The organism is Mastigocoleus testarum BC008 (assembly GCF_001456025.1).
GTDB classification, from domain to species: Bacteria; Cyanobacteriota; Cyanobacteriia; order Cyanobacteriales; family Nostocaceae; genus Mastigocoleus; species Mastigocoleus testarum.
Genome location: NZ_LMTZ01000001.1, coordinates 155,239 through 175,774, shown reverse-complemented (window position 1 = coordinate 175,774; position 20,536 = coordinate 155,239). Strand labels below are relative to the sequence as shown.

The following is a 20,536-nucleotide window of genomic DNA, read 5'->3' as shown; positions in this document are numbered from 1 at the left end:
GGGATACTTTTAATTATTTCTGATGTGGAATTTAACTACTAATTATTTTGGCAGTATTTCGGATTTTTCTTCTGGTTAAAATATTTGTTTAAATACCCAGATAAAATTAATAAGACATTTTTTGTCGGCGTGGAAAATAAAATAATAGGACGGGTCAAAAGATTTATACAAGTAATTGTGATGCTTACATACAGTGTGGTGAGAAAGCTACTGATATTCTGATTCCTTTCATAATGTCTAAGATTTAAATCTTGGCAACATTTAGAAAATATACACATCTTTTGCTCGCGACATTTCCTGCTCATCCCCTCAAATTTTCTCGAAAATATAGTCGATATAGGTTACACAAGGGTATGACATCATTTCCCTGAAATTTTACTAAGCCCATGCTACGTAGTTTGAATGCTGATTTAGTATCTAAACGTACACTGCTTCTCGATTTTATAACTTGTTTCATTGCCGCAAGTAATTTTTCATCTTGTTGCAAATTAGATAAATGGCGGCGCAAATGATCGCTAAACATTCCCTCTTCCGTGGGAGCTATTTGTATTAACTGCGATAAGCTTATTCTGCCACGGGCAATTTCATATAATGCTCTGCGCACCAAATAAGGATGTCCTCCCACCATTGTCATTAATTGCTTAACTTCTTCCCCAAGCCAATTTAACTCATGCTTTTGCACCAATTCCTCTACCTGTGAGTGGTTGAACTCTGGTAAATCAATGGGTAAACCCACATTAAATGGTGATTGATTAATATTTAAAGGGATATAAACTTCTTTGGAGTGAACGATCGCCAATCTCAATTTTTGCCAAGTTTTCTGATTCTTTGACTTTTCATGCCAAGCTCGTAATAAGGCGAAAAATTCTGCTGCTACCTCAGGATGCTGAAAAATCTGATCCACTTCATCCAAACCTAAAACTAACGGGTTTGTCATCTCTGAAAGCAGATATCTTTGAAAGTAGTTCGTACAATTGTTTTTACTACCCAGTACACCCTGCCAATATTCTGATAATTTATTCGGTAAATTTAACTCCTGAGCAATGCTACCGCAAAACCATTGCAAGAATTTATCCAAACTGTTGAGAAATTCTACATCTACAGATTGCAAATTCAAATATGCAGATTGACAGTTTTGCTTTGTGGCAAATCCAAAATGCGGGATAACAAAGAAGTTTTTCCCATTTGTCGCGGTGCTTTGATTCGAACTAATGCTCCCGATTGCAAAATCGTCTCATAACAATCATCTTCAATTGGCGGACGCTCTATATAAAAAGCTGAATTTAAGCTTACTTGTCCTTCTGGTTGCTCAAAACTACCTGAATTAGACCCAGAATTAGAAGTAATTGATGGTGAAGAATTTCCCGATTTACTTTCACTCCAAAAATTTCGGACAAATCCAAAAACTTTCCCAAATAGAGAAGTGTTTTCTGACTCGATAGAAGTACCCCTATTTAGATTCGTATTTGGCTGTACTTTATTTATATTTGGGTTTACCCCTACAAGCATCGTTGGTGCTTGCTCTAACTCTAATAAATTATCTACAGCTTCTAGGGCAACAGTAGCATTTTGATACCTCTGACGATAGTCATAGCGCACCATCTTATCTAAAATTTCTGCAAAAGCCGTACTGATATTTTCAAATTCTGGAAACAACGTACAGGATAATTCACCCGTATCTGGAGTTCGTGGTAGCGTACCTGGATTTCTATACCCAGTTAAAGCCAAAAAAGCAATTATTCCCAGTGCATAAATATCACTGCTAAGTTGGGGACGACCGGATTGTTGTTCGCTAGGCATATAATTAGGAGTCCCGACTGCAACTGTTCGGGGAATTTCCCCTTGACGATGGATTCCTAAAGCCGCAATTTCCTTGACTATTCCAAAGTCAATCAAAACTATTTTGCCATCTTTTCGTCGTCTAATATTTTGCGGTTTGATATCCCGGTGAATAATATTCTGTTGATGGACAAAAGCTAAGACCTCTAAGATTTCTCGTAATAATTTAATTAGTTCCTTCTCACTTTTTGGTTCACCAGAACAAATTTCTTTTGTTAAATCGTGTCCATCAATGAATTCTTGAACTAAATAAAATTCTCCCTTTTCTTCAAAATGGGCAAATAACCTGGGTATTTGTTCATTTCCATTACCCAAGCGATATAAAGTTTGTGCTTCTCGATCAAACTTTTTCTTGGCAATTTCTAAAAGTGCTGGATGGCGATTTTTTGGCTTAAGGTGTTTTACGACACATGTTGGTTTACCGGGTAAATCAAAATCAATTGCCCGATATGTATCCCCAAATCCCCCTTCTCCTATTTTTTGTCGAATTTGGTAACGACCGCGCAGCGTCTTACCAATTAGAGAATACTGACTCATGCTAAATAGGTCAATAATTATTTATTTGTACATATTAATAATTAAAGCTGCAATGAAATAAGATATATAATTTTCTCAAAAAAACAATACTAAAGCCCTAAGAAATTAGTAAATACAGCACTTTGCAAACAGGTGAGGTACATTTCCTCTGTTTCCTACATTATTTTTTTAGGCTCACACAATTCGAGACAATACTTGAAAAAACTTAATCACTTTTGCGTAAAAGTTAGAGGTTGGGAAAGATACCATAATAGACCTTACCAAATCCATTGATGAAAAATGATTCTCAGGAGAGAGACAATAGTCTCGATCGCGAACTACAGGAGTTAGTCAAATAAGTAAAACAGTATTCAGGAAAGGATAAAAATACAACTATCAGAGTTAAACGTCGGATAACTTTAAATAAGCTAATTAATACAATTGACTTAGATCTTGCACCTGGAAATATGGATGTCAAAACCAGAACTACGTGCAAGAGAAATTAATCGCTCAATATCAAGTAAAAGAAGAGACACTACAATTTTTGGGAAGATAGATTCCAGGGCTATTTGTGCGGCTTCACCACAATCAGGTGGTAACAACGAGTGAGTAGATAAATAAGTCCAGTGAGCAATAAAGTAAGCAGTTAAAGAAAGAATGAGCCAGCGATACATTCCAAGCAAAGTATTTTGACCAAAGCGGATGGCGACAGTGGCTTGTGTTTATACAATCAACTCCTTTGTTCGCACACCTGAACAGATCGTTAATACAGAAGAATCAGAACAAAAAATTAAACGTCCTAAACCAATAGGTAAACGTGTTTGGGCAAGTTTAGTTCAACAGCCACAGCAAGTTATCTCTGAAGCATTTGATGAAGCATTGCAGCGTGACCCAAATCAACAAAAGCATTTTTGTGCTTTGGTTGATGGTAATAAGACACAATTATCCCTGTTGTTCGTCCGCAAGGACGCGTCCAAAGAAATTTGCTCGCAAACACAATCTCAAATTAACCATTGTCCTTGATATTATTCATGTGATCGAGTACCTGTGGAAGGCTGCATTTGTTTTCCATGAAGATACCAGTAAAGAAGCAGAGGATTGGGTAAGTAAACGTTTACTTCTTATCCTTGAAGGTAAATCCAGTCTAGTTGCTGCCGGCATGCGTCGTAGCGCTACAAAGCTCAAATTTAATCCATTACGACGCAAGCCAGTAGATACTTGTGCCAGATACTTACTCAATAATGCCCCTTACCTCAAATACGATTGCTTCGCAGATGCCCTTTGGGCTTATTGCTACCTAAAAGCAGGTCTCCCCATTGCCACTGGTATTATTGAAGGCGCTTGCCGTCATCTAATCAAAGACCGGATGGATATTACTGGAGCTAGATGGAGTTTAAAAGGTGCCGAAGCTGTATTACGTCTTCGCTCCCTTTATATTAGCGGTGATTGGTATGAATATTGGCGTTTTCACTTAAAACAAGAGCATAAACGTAACCACCTAGCTTTGTATAAAGATGACATTCCTTTGATGAAAAGATTAATTCAAGCTCACTGCTCTATTAGTTCTCCTCCCGCTCTCCCAATACCTGTCTGAGGCTCATATCGTCTTCCTAAAAGAGCCGCACCCAAATAAAAATTAAATCTTCATAACCTAAAATAATGTAGGGACCTAGCAATGCTAGGTCCCTACATTATTTCCTGGAACTGCGAAGAATATTTTTTGAGTCAACCGTCAAGATAAAATATATCAAGCTGCTAATACGTTTACTGGTATTAGTTTACACCAAAGTAATCTGCTAATTCTTCAGAACCACCTACCAGTTTACCGTCGATAAATACTTGAGGGGTTTTGGTTGCATTCGCAACAGCTTTTAGGGTACGAGTGGAATAATCTTTACCCAAGTTAACTTCTTCATAGGTCAAGCCATTTTGCTTGAGCATTTCTTTCGCACGAGCGCAGAAAGGACAACCTTCTTTAGAAAAGATGAAAACATTTTTAGGCTGAACGGCTTGGGGATTAATGTAATTGAGCATGGTTTCCGCATCGGAAACTTTGAATGGATCTCCTGGTTCTTCTGGTTCAATAAACATCTTTTCGACTACCCCATCGTTAACCAACATGGAGTAACGCCAAGAGCGCTTACCAAAGCCCAGATCTGATTTATCAACCAGCATTCCCATTCCTTCAGTAAATTCACCATTACCGTCGGGAATTAAGGTTACATTATCTGCTTCCTGATCTTTTGCCCACTCATTCATGACGAAAGTGTCGTTAACAGAGATACAAACAATTTCGTCAACACCATTTTCTTTAAAAACACCAGCTAAGTTGTTGTAACCTGGCAGATGCGCTGACGAACAAGTTGGGGTAAAAGCTCCAGGTAAAGAGAAAACAATTACTTTTTTCCCGAGAAACAAACTATCTGTACTTAAGTCAGTCCATTGACCGTCTTTACGAACGCGAAAAGTAACTGTAGGTACTCTTTGTCCTTCTTTATTAGGAAGCATAAATTTATCTCCTTAGTAATTAAATTAATTTGAATTTCATTATTATAAACGTACTCGTAATGAGTATGAGTTGTCAAGTGCAAATGAGATAGTTTTTCGCGGTTAGTTGTTTTCTCGGCGGATAAAAGGAATTAGAGAACAAAGTAAAGATTAAATTTCTGTATCGATAACTTTTTCGAGGCGATCGCATTCAGCTTTTGCTTCTTTCAAAAGAGTATTCCAATCATCTGGGGGACAATTGTTTTCAAGCATTTTCTGAAAAACTCGATAAGCATCTGTTTTACTTCCATAAGCTCGCTTGGAGTTTTCATCATTGACCCAAGCAAATACAATAATTTTACTTATTTGGTGATACCGAAAAAAGAGTCGGTACTGTTGGAAAAATTTAGCTCTAAACCAGTGTTTGTAATCTTCTCCTAGGGTAGCACCTTGGCGGTACTCACTACGTGTTGGGTCTTGAGGAATCACTTCAAACACGAGTTTAGCGATCGCAGCTAAACGTTTTGTAGCATTCTTTTTACGATAATTCTGGGGATCTTTTTGACGTAGCAGCTCGACTTGGTTTAAAAGTTCTTCAAGTTGGTTGAGAAAAAGAGAATGTGCAAAGATGCTCCATCCATTAATTTTTAATGGCTCCATATCTGATAGATCGCGGTTTGACAAGTTTATTCATCCTCGTCAGATAGTGGCGCATCAAGATCTAAATCTACATCACCAACTAGGGATTGAGTGCGATGAAATAAGTCATTATTAATAGCTTTTATATTCTGAGGATTATTGCTCATGTCTTGAGCAAGAAAATTTAAAAATTTTCCCAACACTGGATCTTCACCTTCCGGTTGAGCGCGGGACATTATGACTTGACCGTTTGGTTGGATAATGTAGTGAATTTTATCACGCTTATTTAAGTGCAATGCTTTTCGCACACTTTCTGGGACTGTAGTCTGATATCGGTCAGTAAGAGTAGATTCTGCTTGAAAATTGAATGTTTCAGCCATAGCTTTTTCTAGTAACAAACTTTGAGTTGTCAATCAGATTCTAGAACTAATTCTAGGACAAAGGTAATGCAACTGCATTGTTTTGTCAACGATAGCTATGTCATAAGCATGAATATTAATTTAGCGTTACCTAAAAAATAATGTAGAGACGCGTTAGCAAAGCGTTCCCGCAGGGAAACATGTCGCGTCTCTACAATTAATCGTGGTTTCAAAAACGGTTTCTACTTCACCTGTCCCCGGAAGCGGACAAAACCATAGGAATTAGTCGGAACCCCAGGAGCAGTGGCATTAGGTATATTACCTAAATTCACAACCACCGCACCATTAGTATTGTCACCACCACAATCAATATCGGGATAAACTGTTTTCGGATCTACACCAGGAGCAAAATACTGACCTGCATCGCCATCTTGAGCATTAGTTAGAGATTGGGTAATATCGTTATATTGCCAGAGAATTCCTTTATCTCCAGTTGCTAAACCGCCAGTTGCTTGAGGTGAAAAACTATTGAAAGCGGTGGGGAGAAAAGTAGTACTTGTGGGAACGCGATCGCAGAATAATACTTTTTTGGCTGTATCATCACCGGATGAGAGGAAGTAGATAGTATACTCTAACTCATCTTCTGGCTTTACGTTACCCCCATATATACCCCCAACTAAAAATTCATCTGGCTGACCATTATTATCATTATCAGGCCATTTATCGGTATCTTTTTTCGGATCGCCAGGATTTACAGGGTCAGCTACGGTAATATCGTTATCATCATAAGGGTCGTTGCTGTCAGGATTGTATGTAGATAAGTCTTCACCATTAACACTTTGGGTTCCACCGTTAATCGCGGTAATCCGTTTGACTAGAAGTACGTTTGGTAAACCAATTAAGTTTTCATCAGAATCTTCATTGTTGTCAGGGTCGGGATCGTTAACGGTAGGGGGTACTGTTACTTTCGCAGTATTCTTAATCTTGCCAGTAACATTTTCATCAATTTCAGCTTCTACTTCAAAAGTTGCTACTCCACCATTGGCTAAATTAACAGTGGTGCTAAGATTCCCCGTACCAGAAGCTTCATTGCAATTAGAACCAGTTGTAGCTGTACAAGTCCAACTGTTAATAGTCATTCCATTAGGAACAACATCTTCAACTCCAATTCCTGCAATATTATTCGGACCATCATTCCTGACTTCAATAGTATAAGTCGTGCTTCCACCGGGAGGAATAGAAGACCTACCATCGTCTTTTTTCGCTAAAACAATATCGGCAACACCAAGTAAAGTTAGAGTTGCTGATGGTTTATTGTTATTGGTTACCCCTTCAGCAGAAACAACTAATGATTCTGGTAATTCGTTAGTCAAATTTCCGGCAAAATTAGAAGTGACTTTAACTGATAGGGTACATTGCTTACCAGCATTTATGCTTCCACCAGTCAGTGTAAGTTCAGTGTCGCCAGGATTTGCTGTAATTGTTCCACCACTACAACCAGAACCGGAAAAACTAGGATTAGGATTACTAGCAACTGACATTCCCAAGGGGAATATATCTTTTAGTTCGACGTTGGTTAAATTGATAGTGTTAGGATTTTTATTGATAATTACAATCTTAACAGTAGTGTCCTGTCCTAAAGTAATACTGTTGGGCTGAAAAGCTTTGTTTAAAGTTAGGAAAGTATCTACCCAAGAGACATTTGCGTTGACATCTTTTTCATAAGTTGCACCCTGATCTGTAGTTAAGGTGTTTCCAGGAATTGTGTTGGTAGCACTTGTAGGTGTGGAAGGTCCGAGTACATCCACGCTAACTTCACAGTTTTCTGCACTTGCTGGAGGTAACTGACCCCCAGTTAAAGTAATTGTGTTACCACCAGCAGGTGCATCGACGGTACCACCACAACTGTTCGCAACATTAGGAGTAGCAGCAATTGTATGACCGCTGGGTAGGTTATCACTCAGATTAATACCCGTAAGTGTAGATATTGCATTGTCGCGGGTAACGGTAATTGTTAAACGGGTGATATTCCCAATTCGCAAACTCTCGGGAGAGAATGCTTTGCTCAGAACAACAGCATTTTTCACTGTTAAGTCAGAAGTCTCAGCAAGTGCATTATCGCCAAGGGTGGTTTGTAATTGACCGATATCAATTTTATTTTCTCTTTTCCCAGTAGTAGCATTTATTTCTACTTTTACAGGAACGGTGACGGTACAGCTTCCAAAACCGGAAGCATCTGAACCTGTAGCAGCAGGAATGACACCGCTATTCATTGTAATAACAGTTTTATCGCTAGAAACATTAACCGTACCACCAGCACAAGTTGTTGTAGGTGAACTGCTATCGGAAACAACAAAGCCCGTACCCATTGTTTTTAAATCATCCGTGAAGGAAGTGATGGTCGCATCAGCATTTTGGGTATTGGTAAATGTGATTGTTAGAGTTGTTTCCTCTGTCTGAGTGAGAATGTCTGGAGAGAAGTTTTTGTCAACTTGAGCCTTACCCTCGACAAATAATGTAGCTTTAGCAGTATTGGAATTATTACCGATATCAGTTTTCAAACCATTTCTAGGAATTCTGTTCGTTCTATTACTACCAACAGCATTATCGCCGACAAGAATTCCAAAGGTAATAGTACAAGTCCCCAGATTACCACCACTACCAGCTGGAATCTGACCTGTATTCATAGAAACCGTTGTACCACCAACAGGAGCATTTACCGTACCACCAGGACAAGTTGTAGAGGGAGTAGGACTAGCAGCAACGGTATAACCCGTACCCATTGTAGTTAAATCATCTACAAAAGAGGTGATGTTCGCAGCTGTGTCAGAATCATTGCTTAGTGTCAAAGTCGCAGTAGCTACTTCACCTCGAATCAGGGAACTTGGTGAGATATTTTTTCCCAAGGAGACAGGGCTAATAACTTTTAAATTGTCACTATCGCCGGGGTAATTAACTCCATTAAAATTACCTGCAGGGATATCATTAACGTAATTACCTTCCTCATCAGCAGTTACTGTCACCTTAATTTCACAAGTTCCAGCACCGTCACCTGCTGGTGCAGCAGGAATCGTACCACCAGTCAATTGAACTTCGTCGTTAATTCCACCATTATCAACAATATTGACACTCCCATTACAACTGTTAGATTGAAGTGCGCTTACCTTAACACCTTCAGGGATAATATCGGTAAGGTCGGCTCCAGAAATCGCACCAGTGTTAAAGTTGCTCAGAGTCAGGGTTAATATTGATGTCTTTCTAGTTTTTATGGTGCCGGGAGAAAAAGTTTTACTGACAAAAGCACCAGTTTGTACCTTGAGGGTTCCTTGAATCGGTTGACTGTTGGTTACTCCTTCATCAGTGGTGACACCACTGCTAGGAATTGTATTAGTAACATCTTCATCCAAATAATTATTTGGATCGCTTGCTACTAAATCTACAGTTACGGTACAAGAACTATTTAAGCCAATTGTTCCGCCGCTCAAAGCAATTGAAGTGCTATCAGGAGCAGCAGTTAGCGTCCCACCACAAGTAGTGGAAGCATTAGGTGCTGGTGCAACTTTTAACTCTGACGGTAAGTTGTCAGTAAAGCTGAGATTATTCGTAGTAAATGCGTTGGGATTATTAATCGTAATCGTCATGGTTGTGGGAGTACCATTACCATGAAGAACCCCCGGAGAGAAAGACTTACTACCAGTTATGGGTGCAGCAGGATTAACCGTAATCGTAGCCTCTGCTTTCAAGGCATTAGAACCTTGAGAAGAAGAAGCAGTATTTGCCGGAATTTGGTTGACGAAAGTACCAGGTTTCGTGGCTACGACATCCACACTAAATTCACATTCACCAGCCCCACCAGAGGCTGCTGGGATGGTACCACCTGCGATCATAACCGCACTCTCACCAGCATTAGCTGTGACGGTTCCACCACAAGTGTTATTCGTAATATTAGGAGGGTTAGCAATAATAACGTTATCAGGTAAGTTATCTGTAACATTAACACCAGTTGCCGCACCAGAATTATTGTTAAAGAATCTGATCCTCAGTGTCGATTTCTCGTACTCAGTAACTGTAATCGGGTTAAACTCCTTGTTGATTAAAATTGAGGCATGGGCTTCACCCGCGAATATCATTAAACTACTGACAGCACAACCGACTACAGGTACCCAAGAATAAAGTTGTTTAGACTTTTTGAAGCTTCTATATTTCTTAGTCTTGGGGAGAGCTATTCTATCATTGCGACTTTCTAAGAATTTTGTAGCAAGTTTTCGGTTGGAGCCTTTTTCAAGGTTTCTTAAGTAATTAAGTAAAGATTTCATTCTTTAATTCCTGAATAATACGGAGATATTTGGTATTTTTTTATTTATTTGGTTTAATAGGAAAAAATCTATTGAAGATTTGACTTTTATATAATTCCCATTAGAAAAATGTTTATATATACGTATAATTACTGTTTTTTCCATTTACTGCAAAGACGTAGCACCGCTACCTCTTTATACTGCGTGTCACATCCATAAATCGGCAAGGTTATTTTTGTCTTTATCCCATTTAGCAGGATTATTAATGATATATTCCCGAATTCGCTCTAAAGAATCATCGGCGCGAATGATATGTTCGTAGTATCGGGGTAGCCATGCAAAATTATCATGACCATTTTTGCGACACCAACGGGTAACCGTAGATTTGTACGCATTGATGATTGCCTGTAATGAACCACGTTTTAATTGACCAAATTTATTCGTTTTACCCGTGGTTTGTAGAGACGCGCCATGGCACGTCTCTGCGCTATTGGTGTGTCGCGTTTCTAGATTATTGGTATTTTGCGTTTCTACATCTGTGGGACGATCAATAACAACAATGCCGTGGACATGATTATGCCTAATTATGTAAGCATTTATACGGGTATTTTGAAAATGATTAGGAATATCTGCCCAGAATTATTTAGCAATCTCCCCAATGGGTGATAATTGCATTTGACCCGAAACCACACAACCAAAATAATCGATAGATTTCTTGGTGCAAATAGTCACAAAATACCAACCATTAGCCCCATAATCGCGATTGGGTAAACGGGTGGATTCTACACGGTATTTATTTTTAAATTTTGGTTGTGTCATATCGTTTGAATTGTGGTTCGTCGGGTAGAGCGCGCCATGGCGCGTCTCTACATTATTTGTTGGTGTAAGGCGTATCTCCGGGTTTATTTTTCTATTTGCAAATCCTCCTCTTGGCTGTCAAAAATGATATCTATCCCCCTAACATCGAAGAAACTTATTTCTACCCGACGATTACGAGCATATTCAACCCGATCGCTTTCGTCTGTAAGTAATTGACGTTCTCCAAAGGAACGGATAGTCATTCTTTCGGGAGCTATACCTTTTTTAATCAGATATTTTCTGGCGTTATTTGCTCTGCGTCTTGCTAAATCTTGGTTATAAGCAACGCTAGCGCGGGAGTCGGTATGACCTTGAAGCTCAATGACAATAGTAGGATATTGTTCTAAAACTTCAGCAACTCGATCTAAAACTTGGGCGCTCTTTGAACTAATAAAATCCTTATCTAAACCAAAGTGAATATTTCTCGGTACTCGCAAACGAATCGGTGCTGGTGGTAATTCAGGATTAACTTCAGGAATTGGTTCGGGTATTGGTTCAGGAGGTGGAGGTGACGGAGGTTGAGGACGACTGGTACATTGGGGAATTTCTCCTGGTTGTGGTATTTTGATAGGTTTTTCGCCGATTTGTGTAACCACAACTGCATTTGCTGCAGGTTCGGAGGTACCATCTTTAGGTAAGGTTGCGATCGCACTCACCATATCCCCTGGTTGAAGATTATCTAAAATCGCCCCAAATCTACCTTTTTCATTAGTTTTGACTTTAGCGATAATTTTTCTTAAGGGAGAATAAGCGGGGTATGAGTCAATAGATTGTTTGCTATTAGGACTGACACGATAGATATCAATTTCTGTACCGGGGTCAGCTTTACCATCAAGATAGACTTTACCGTTAATAATCATAAACTCCGGGCTGAGAAACTCGGGAGCATTAATCCCAGCATTTCCCGTATCCAAACGACGGTTGTTAGAATCGCGGGATGGATTGGGTCCATCACCTTGCTGAAAATCGCGAACTCCAGCATTATGTCTGGCGTTGAGGTCAATACTCAATCCTTCGATATTAGCAAAACTGTTATCACGAATTAGATTACCTCGGCTTTTAGGATAGGAAGTAACAGTAACTCCAGAACCAACTTGATTGGTAATTTGGTTATTTAATACCTGATGATTATTACCCATCAAGTATACTGCAGCCCGTCGCAGACGTCGTCCATTAAATTTAATTTGGTTATCTTTAATTTTTACTGAACCTTCAGGCTTGAATAAAAATATACCACTACCGTCATTAGCACAAATCAAGTTAGAAGTGATTTCTGAGCGAGCTATTGAACCGTCTAGCCTAATAGCATCAGGCATCCCAGCGATACCATTACCAACAATAATATTTTCTCGGGCTTGCATCTTGTCCGCCCGGATACCAGTAATTATTGCACTTCCATCATGATGAGCAATACGGTTGCGAATAATTTTCGTCCCTACTGCATTAAATACAGATACCCCAAAAGCTGAGGTGCTTTCAGGCATTTTTCCTTCAGTAGTAATACCGAGCCAATTATTCTCAATTACAACATTTTTTGGTGGCTTTAGAGATTTGAACTCCACTTCTCTTATTTTGGAAGAGGAGCTTTCTGGGTAAACGATATTCGAGATAAAAATATCTGCAGGGGGTGTACTTTCGGTGGGACCATGTTCGGAGGTAAAACCATATAAACTTAGTCCCCGAATTGTGATGTTATCTGCAACTACAGTTAAACCGCGAAATATTTTCTGGTTGTCAGCAGGGGTAATTTCTACTACGGGAATAGGAATAGCAATTTCAGCAGTTGCAGATTTATTGGAGTCGTATCCCGGTTGAGTTGTACCGTCAATAACCAATCCAGGAGCTTTGAGTGGAGGTAAAATTGACCTTAATGCAATAGTGGTTTGTTCTTGGGGTAAATTAAATTCAATTTGTGACGAACCATTTACGGGTTTAACCTGTTGTTTTTCGGCATTGCTAAGTTTATTTACAGGTAAAGTTCCATTAACAATTTTAATTGCTTCTCGCAAAGTCAAAGTATTATCAGCTTGAATCGCCCCGTCTTGGTTGCTATTAACTACGATACGCACAGATTTACCCTGTCGTAGAGACGTTGCATGCAACATCTCTATATTTTTTGTTTTTCTATGTATTATCTCTGGGTGGCTTATCTCTAGAGCGAGAGTGATATTTGGTATTCCCAGTATTAACCAAGCAGGTATTGTGTGGAATAAAGCCTTGACGTTCTTAATCGTAAATGCGGTGCGTGGGGTGAACACAAAACTATTTTTGTTTTTCTCGACAGACATTAATGTCTTAGCGGTGGGAGAAGATTTATTGTTTTTTATATATTTAATATTATTTCTATTCATAAAAATCAAGTTTTTATACTGTTACCTATATAGTTTTTATTTGTTAATCACAGACTGACTAGGGACATGAAAACACTTAAATTAAATGTATATTTATTTTCTTGTTTACTTATTCACTTTTTCATTCCCTTATCAGCTTAAATTCCTCTTGAATATTAGATATAAATAATTCTGTTCGCAGCTAATTACGTAGATAATGTTGATAAAACAAGTACAATGTTAATAGATAGGGTTTGAGAATTGAATCCTGACTTCTGACTTCTGACTTCTGACTTCTGACTTCTGACTTCTGACTTCTGACTTCTGCTGTGCTTACGCCCCGCTCCGCTAACGTCTGTCAAGACGCGTTCTGTTCTGACTCCTGTCTCCTTCTTTCATTTTCCACCAGAATCTTTCGCCTGTTTGAGTTTATTCGTTAAAGTATTTGCTGCAACTTGAGTCGTTTCTTTCTCTTTATTTTTGTCTTTACTTGCGATCGGCGTCACCTCAGATTCTTTTTGTTGTCGGGGTGTAACTTTTTGCATACCAAAACCATCGAATAATTCATTTAGTTTCATCGTGATACCTACATAAGGACCACCAGCCGAACGAGTTCCGGAAAAGTCACGGTCATCAACGTTACCCAATGCATAACCAGCAGATAAACGGAGATTGGGAGTAATATAATAACCAGTTTCTAAAACTAAACCAGTTTCTGTATAGTTAGATTGACTGATAAGGCGAGCCTCTCCGACTAAATCCCAACTATATCCCAAACGGTAAGTAGCACGTAACTGTCCAAGGTTTGTGGTACTACTACTAGAAAAGTCATCGGCAATATAAGATGTACTATTACGTAGAGCATATTTACCGTAAAATTCCCATTGCCAATTCGGCGCGTAAATACCTTCTAAAGCAAAGGTATGGTCTTCTGAACCACTTCCACTTCCAGAAAGGATTGATTCGGGTACCGTCGCTGGATTTTTACGATATTCGTAACGGAATAAAGCATTGAATTTGTCGTCTTTGGGGTTGCGGTATGCTAAACCAACTTTCAGATTTGCGGTATCTCCCAATCCTTGTAATTTTTGATTGCTAGAACCTGCTTGGTGATAACGTACCAAACCTGTTAATTCTGGAGTAATTTTACCGGTAGCATTGGCAGAAATTACGGTATTAGAACCACTTGATGAGGTACGATGTTCAAAACGAGCGCTGGCTTTAAAATTGGGGTTATCAGTATAATCGAGTCCCACGCTGTAGGTGTCACCGGAAGCAAAGCCCAATGCTGCTGCACTTTGACCAACTGCAAAAGGTTGAGCAAATTGTCTACCCGTACCATTGTTACCAAAGAAGTTACCGAAGACATGTTCGTAACCCAGACTTAAACGTAAACCAGGGCTGATAGTCCAACCTTGTTTTAAACCAACAGCACCTTGGGTTGTTAGTTCATTAGTACCATTTAAGATTGAGAAACGTCCGGTAAGGCTGGTATCTTCGCCAAATTTATGTTCGCCGTTGACGTTCAAGCGAGTGATAGAATTACCCTTAAACTGACCGCTGGAATAGAACTGCTGAGTTAAACTTAGGTTGACACCGGGCATTGCTTCCCAATTCAATCCTAAAACAGTACGGTCGGGGAAAACAGAATCGCTTTCCTTGGATAAGGTTAATTCATTTTGGGCGACAAAGGTAAGTTTTTTGGCGATGGGAACTTGCAGACGAGAACGCAGTTGGTCGGAACTACTAGTTAAATTGTCGGGGGAAAGTCGATCTGTGCGGTCGCGATGTAACCAGTCCACGTTAAAATTTGCTTTACCGATACGTTGTTGAACCCCTGCAGAAATTGTGGTTAAGGAATTATCAACCTTGTTCCCCGGAGTTGTGGTTTGGGTAGGTGAGAGTAATTCTTCTAAGGTATCTAGGGGTTGGGGTGCAACTCCAAAATTTTCTTCGCGATCGTATTGGACCCGCACATTGGTTGACTTGGTGACTCTACCGTTAACAGCAGCACCATATCGAGTTTGACCGGGAACAAAACTGATAGTTGCATTATTAGCAAAACCCGTATCAGCAGTTCGATAATAAGCCCGTCCTTGGACACCTTTAGCAATCTCGGTTTGAGCTTCAGCACGGAATGCATCACCGCTCACGCTTCCCATAACATCAGAGTCATTTTTGGAGCGAGCGTATTCTGCAATTATTTTGGTTTTGTCACCCAAAGAAAACATTGCATCCAGACCATATAATTCAAAGTTGCGGGTTCCTTGGTTTTCTTTGATGTAACTTGTTGCAAACCAACTTTCCTTTCCAGGCTTATGGGAAAAGTTATACTGTAAGCGACCACCGTAAATATCACTGTCCGAACCTTCACTTTCGTTTTGGTAAGTAACAATAATCCGTCGGACTAAGACTTCACCAGTCTCACCAACGTCTGTGCGGAAAACTGGTTCCCGGAATAGTACGGTACCGCGATCATAATCAATTTCATAGTCGGGACCACGATTAAGTTGTTGGCGTTTGAGTACTGTACCAGGACGGTTAAGTTCTTCTAGTTCCAGGAAAATATTTTCACTACCGGGTACGACTAACCGCTTGGAAAGGAAGTAATAACCGCTAGTACCATCGGGAGCAATAGTGTCTCGTTGAAAACCTTGGACATTATTTCCGTAGAAAGCCGTAACTTGCAAATCTCCCAGGTTATAATTACCCTTAAAGCCATGTAATTTACGGGTGACAGCAGTAAATTGCTGGGATTGACGAGCAAACTCTTGAGTATTGTAGTCACCCCACATGAAATAGTCAGGATCGGCTCCAAGTATACGGGGCGATCGCTCTAACCGTAAATATAAGCTGTCAGTGGAAGGGGTGGTAACATTAACATTGGAACCATCTCCATAAACGGGATAATCATGTTCACTAGATTGGTAAGTTCCAAATAAGCGATTCTCGCAGTTACAATCTTCGTTAAGACTACGTTGGGTATCTAAAGCCCCAGTAAATAACCATTCCCCGATTGCTCCCGTTGCAAATACAGCGGAGCGGAAATCTAATTGGGTACGATTATCTTCATCAAGAGGGAGGAAATCACGTAATTTACCATAATAATTAGTACCTCTGGCTCCCAAGCGTAAATCAACTACACCAGTAACCAGACTGGGACGCAAAGCTGTTTCAAATTGTATTTGGGTAAAGCCTTCTAGCTTTCCAGCAGCTTTAGCTTGAATTCGTACGGTTTTAGCTTTTAGGTCGGACTTTAATTTAGCTGTAAATTGTCCCGATTTTGCTTCTACCTGAAATCCTGGTTGGTCGGGTTTATAGTCATTTCCAATGAATTCACCTCCGGTAGATGCAATAGTTACAACTGCATCGCGGTTAGAGATATTACCGTTTTCATCAAGTAGTTGACCTTTAATAGTCGCAGTAGAGCGTCCGTCAGCAGGAATCCGCGATTCTACAGTCTCTAGTTTTAACCTTTCTGCTGCACCTCTCACATTTACTTTAGTAATTACAGGAGGTTCGCTCGAACCGATAACTTGAACGGAGATAATATTCTCACCTTCTTGGAGAGAAACACCGTACCAAGTTTGGGTAACGATTTTATTTGCTGGATCGGTTTCAGTACGTCCAATTAACCGACGATCTGATAATTTTCCATTTACCCGAACTTCTACTTCATTACCTACTGGAAATTGTACGATGATAGTGCTAGCTCCCACATCAAGTACAGTATTGGAATTTGGAGAAAGAATTTTGACTTTGGCGTTTGTGGGTTTAACTCCCGGAAACTGAGAAATATAAGTGGAAGATTGAGGAACTACGGAGGAACCTAATAATTTAGAGTCAGACAGAAGAAATGGAGATTTAGGAAAAGCTTGGGAAACATGATTTGTACTTAATTGTGGATCTTTGGATTGTGAATCTCTTAAGCTAACTAAGAAATTTCCCGTATTGTCTCCTGTAGAAAGCGTTTCTGAATTAGGATTTATGAAGTTAGGATTTATGACATTAGGATTTGAATTACTATTATCAGTACCTTGAGATGGTCCAAATGCAATTATGGGCGCAAATCCATAGGATGATATATCTGGTATTTTTGTGTTCGGAATATCTTTTGGTTCTAAATTTGGCGATTCTAAGGTTTGTTGTTTTAAGTTTTGTTCTTCTAGATTTTGTTGTTCTAGATTTTGTTGTTCTAGGTTTTTTTGTTCTAAATTTTGTAGGTCTAAATCTTCTAAAATTGTCGATGATTGATTGCCTGTTAATTGATTTGGACTTAATGCTGCGATTTTTGTAGTTTCTTCCTTCGCTAATGGTTTAGAAGTGGATGAAACCGGAGTTGATTTTTTATCTGTTGTTGGTGATTTGTCTGTTGTTATTTTATCTACTGGTAAACTGTCCCAAATTTTTGGTAGTTGATTTTCAAGGGTAGTTGTTTGGGGTTGAACTGCTACTAGGGATGATTTTTGTAAACTTGTACTTGTTAAAGACGCGGAATCATTAATCTCTAAGTTGTCTTCAGGTTGTGGAATTGTATCCCAAATTTGAGCTAACTTCTTGTCAGTAATACCAGTTGATGGTTTAGTTGCAATTAAGAATGATTTTTCTGAGCTTGTACTCGAAACATTTTTATCTGTTATATTTTGATCGGGTTGTGGAATAGTATCCCAAATCTGAGATAATTGTTCATCACTAATAGGAACTGATGGTCGAGTTGCAATCAAAGATGGTTGCTCTAAACCTTTAGCAATACTTTCAGGAATTTTATTTTTATCTGTTGTATTTTTATCTGCTACATCTCTATCCGTTGTACTTTTATCTATTGCTAACTGTTTGGAATCATTTCCTATTGGTGTTGAAGTCTTCGTTTCTAAATTTTCATCTTTCGGTGTTACAGTATCCCAAATTTGAGATAATTCCTCATTACTGATATTATTCGATGGTTTTGTAGCAATTAAAAATGAATTCCTATTCCTTCCTTTCTTATTTGCTGCTGAATCTTTCTCGCTGGGTACTGGTAAAGTATTCCAGATTTGAGATAATTCCTCATCAGTGATACCAGCTAATGGTGTTGCAGTTTTCTTGTGTAACTTTCTGGTGCTTAAAGGTTTTACTTTGGAAGCAATAACCTCATCCGTTGCTTGCTGAGGTTGCTCAAATAATTTTTGTAAACTACGAGGTAACTTACTATTACCCGTACTTTGAGTTAATTGTCCTCTTGCAACAACTTGACGTTTTGAGCTTGTAAGTAATTTACTTTTTAATTTCTCAATCTTAGTTGCTTTGGAAGCAGAAGAATAGAGGTATTCCTGTTGATGGGAAACTGTTGCGGCGATCGCTGGATATACAATCAAGCTAAAAGCACCGATAATGAACCCCATCAATTTCAGGTAAAAAATGCCTATGTAACTTAGTTTTTGCTTCATTTCTTATCCTCCTCCCCAAAAGCAGGGGTAACTGCAAAGTTCATCCTCGCCATACCACTGGGTTCTAAATTGATGAGACGAGACTGGCTATTGCGTTCTTTAAACTTGAGATTTGGTGCTAGGGTATAACCGGGTAAACTGCTCAGGTCGAGAACACCTGTGTGTTTCCCAGGTAATACATTTGCCACAGAATACAAACCGTTAGCGTCAGTAGTTATACGGTTGCCGTTTTCCAAGTAAATTACAGCATTGGGAACTCCTGGTTCGCCTTTTTGCTGCTCGCCATCAAAGTTTTTATCTACAAATACACGACCAATAATGGTGCCACAATCGGAAGTAATCCCCGGTCTAACTCGCAGTAAATGAGTAGCTGGACCATCTTTTACTTCAAAATCGTTATCAGTTCTTTGGGCGTTAACAATTGCCGAATTGCGACCCGAACCCCTAACAGCATCAGGAGAAAGTTGTGCCCCATAAGCAATATTTAATACTTGATCGGGTGGAATCACAGCATCAGTTCTGAATGTTATTACTGAACCATTTCTTTCCGAAGTTATATTTACCGCTTGACCCTCAATTTCTCCTCTCACAGATCTGGGTAAAAATTTGAATCCTCGGGGGAAAGTATCGGTGACAACCACATTATCCAAGCCAGAATCACCTTGATTCCTTAGAGAAAGTCGATAAATTGCTGTATCTCCAGGTTCTGCAGTTGCGCGATCGCTACTTTTAATAATCTGTATTTGTTCGGCTTCACACATACCTAAGTCAAACTGAAACGCTAATAAATCCAGTCCGATTGTTTCTGCGTTCGGTACAAATACAACTTCATCGGAAACTTGTACTCCACCTGTAGTACTAATTGGCTGACCATCTAAGGAAGTGGCGATATAGCGGACAATATTATCTTGAATTGCACCAGTACTTGCTTCAATTTCCAACCTGATTCGACGTTGGGTGTAAATCGAATCTGCTGGAGGATTAACAACTAAAATGTAAGTTCTACCTGGATCGGTTTGACCTCTATTAGGGTCGAATAAAAAATTATAAAAACCTTCGTCTGCATTGATGAGAGGAAATGGGTTAACATTTTGTTCGTTTGGTTCTAGACCTCTGGAAACACCATTTCCAGGAATATCAGGTAATTCTGTTGGAGTCAGGGTAACTAGTTGTCCTAATTCGGTTCCAGTAGGATCGTTGGGGTCAGGTTCGTACAAAGCAACAGAAAAGCCAGTATAATCGGGTAAAAGATTGCCACCACAACCTAAAATCTGTCCAAGAGGATCCACTAAACCTTGAGAAGTAAGGCTTAACTGACTGGTGATTCCTTTAAAAGTTTGACCTAATGCAGGGTCTCTATATTGGTAAGTAGCTTGATTGCTAATTGGTACGGTTGTAGATGTATTATTGACTTGGGCAAATGCAGAGATAGATGGTTGAAAAATATTAGCGGCAATGAGTATAGATGTTATATGTTTAAAGGGAATTTTAAAGTTAAAAATACCAGATTTCATCTGGCGTCGTTTTTCTTTACGGCGCACCACTTATCTTTTCTCCTATAAATTATCTGGCTTGAAGGGTATAATGCTTTGATAGAATCAAGTTATATTAAGGGACTGGGAACTGGCGACCGGGAATTGGGAAACAGGGAATAATAATTGATATAGGTTATATTGGAAAAATATAGCTTTAAAAAAATATAGTTTTGGAAAGATGTAGTTTTGGAAAGATATAGTTTTGAAAGGAGCTTTTGTTGGAGTTCTAATATTCCTTGTTATCTGAGAGAT

General features: G+C 39.2%; 10 protein-coding genes and 2 pseudogenes. 1 reads left to right on the top strand and 11 read right to left on the bottom strand.

Annotation, left to right across the window (positions count from 1 at the left end):
• Window positions 1-301 precede the first annotated feature (301 nt).
• Together BC008_RS51080 and BC008_RS49200 are read right to left on the bottom strand one after the other, a co-directional pair.
• Window positions 302-2,376 (bottom strand): annotated as a pseudogene (locus tag BC008_RS51080) (AAA-like domain-containing protein).
• A gap of 425 nt (window positions 2,377-2,801) precedes the next feature.
• Entirely contained in the window at window positions 2,802-3,029 is a 228-nt protein-coding gene (locus tag BC008_RS49200) for a hypothetical protein (RefSeq protein WP_072207668.1), read from the bottom strand.
• Between the two features lie 22 nt (window positions 3,030-3,051).
• Here BC008_RS49200 and BC008_RS47340 point away from each other — a divergent pair.
• Window positions 3,052-3,949: pseudogene (locus BC008_RS47340) on the top strand (ISKra4 family transposase); the annotation flags it as partial.
• A gap of 179 nt (window positions 3,950-4,128) precedes the next feature.
• On the opposite strand, the gene BC008_RS00570 reads toward BC008_RS47340, so the two are convergent.
• From BC008_RS00570 to BC008_RS00535, 9 genes are all read right to left on the bottom strand, one after another.
• Window positions 4,129-4,863: a glutathione peroxidase gene (locus BC008_RS00570; protein WP_027845365.1), complete on the bottom strand. Its 735-nt coding sequence runs from the start codon at window positions 4,861-4,863 to the stop codon at window positions 4,129-4,131.
• 150 nt (window positions 4,864-5,013) lie between these two features.
• Window positions 5,014-5,526: a type II toxin-antitoxin system YhaV family toxin gene (locus BC008_RS00565; protein ID WP_235595764.1), complete on the bottom strand. Its 513-nt coding sequence runs from the start codon at window positions 5,524-5,526 to the stop codon at window positions 5,014-5,016.
• 2 nt (window positions 5,527-5,528) lie between these two features.
• A complete protein-coding gene (locus BC008_RS00560; protein ID WP_027845363.1) occupies window positions 5,529-5,861 on the bottom strand; it encodes a type II toxin-antitoxin system PrlF family antitoxin in 333 nt (110 codons plus the stop codon).
• Window positions 5,862-6,082: 221 nt separating this feature from the next.
• Window positions 6,083-10,156: a DUF11 domain-containing protein gene (locus BC008_RS00555; protein WP_058182938.1), complete on the bottom strand. Its 4,074-nt coding sequence runs from the start codon at window positions 10,154-10,156 to the stop codon at window positions 6,083-6,085.
• Between the two features lie 618 nt (window positions 10,157-10,774).
• Window positions 10,775-10,954: a hypothetical protein gene (locus tag BC008_RS51075; protein WP_235595763.1), complete on the bottom strand. Its 180-nt coding sequence runs from the start codon at window positions 10,952-10,954 to the stop codon at window positions 10,775-10,777.
• An 83-nt stretch (window positions 10,955-11,037) separates the two neighbouring features.
• A complete protein-coding gene (locus BC008_RS00545; protein ID WP_235595762.1) occupies window positions 11,038-13,344 on the bottom strand; it encodes an OmpA family protein in 2,307 nt (768 codons plus the stop codon).
• A 185-nt stretch (window positions 13,345-13,529) separates the two neighbouring features.
• Complete coding sequence (locus BC008_RS49195) at window positions 13,530-13,685, bottom strand: hypothetical protein (RefSeq protein ID WP_161938053.1); 156 nt, start codon at window positions 13,683-13,685, stop codon at window positions 13,530-13,532.
• A gap of 33 nt (window positions 13,686-13,718) precedes the next feature.
• Window positions 13,719-17,120, bottom strand: coding sequence for a TonB-dependent receptor (locus BC008_RS00540; protein WP_407657009.1), 3,402 nt, complete (start codon window positions 17,118-17,120; stop codon window positions 13,719-13,721).
• A gap of 1,625 nt (window positions 17,121-18,745) precedes the next feature.
• Window positions 18,746-20,263: a DUF11 domain-containing protein gene (locus tag BC008_RS00535; protein ID WP_027840643.1), complete on the bottom strand. Its 1,518-nt coding sequence runs from the start codon at window positions 20,261-20,263 to the stop codon at window positions 18,746-18,748.
• Between the last annotated feature and the right edge of the window lie 273 nt (window positions 20,264-20,536).

Coding starts and splice junctions, on each gene's coding strand:
- BC008_RS49200 (WP_072207668.1), bottom strand. CDS start 3,029: ATGTATCGCTGGCTCATTCTTTCTTTAACTGCTTACTTTATTGCTCAC.
- BC008_RS00570 (WP_027845365.1), bottom strand. CDS start 4,863: ATGCTTCCTAATAAAGAAGGACAAAGAGTACCTACAGTTACTTTTCGC.
- BC008_RS00560 (WP_027845363.1), bottom strand. CDS start 5,861: ATGGCTGAAACATTCAATTTTCAAGCAGAATCTACTCTTACTGACCGA.
- BC008_RS00555 (WP_058182938.1), bottom strand. CDS start 10,156: ATGAAATCTTTACTTAATTACTTAAGAAACCTTGAAAAAGGCTCCAAC.
- BC008_RS51075 (WP_235595763.1), bottom strand. CDS start 10,954: ATGACACAACCAAAATTTAAAAATAAATACCGTGTAGAATCCACCCGT.
- BC008_RS00545 (WP_235595762.1), bottom strand. CDS start 13,344: ATGAATAGAAATAATATTAAATATATAAAAAACAATAAATCTTCTCCC.
- BC008_RS00535 (WP_027840643.1), bottom strand. CDS start 20,263: ATGAAATCTGGTATTTTTAACTTTAAAATTCCCTTTAAACATATAACA.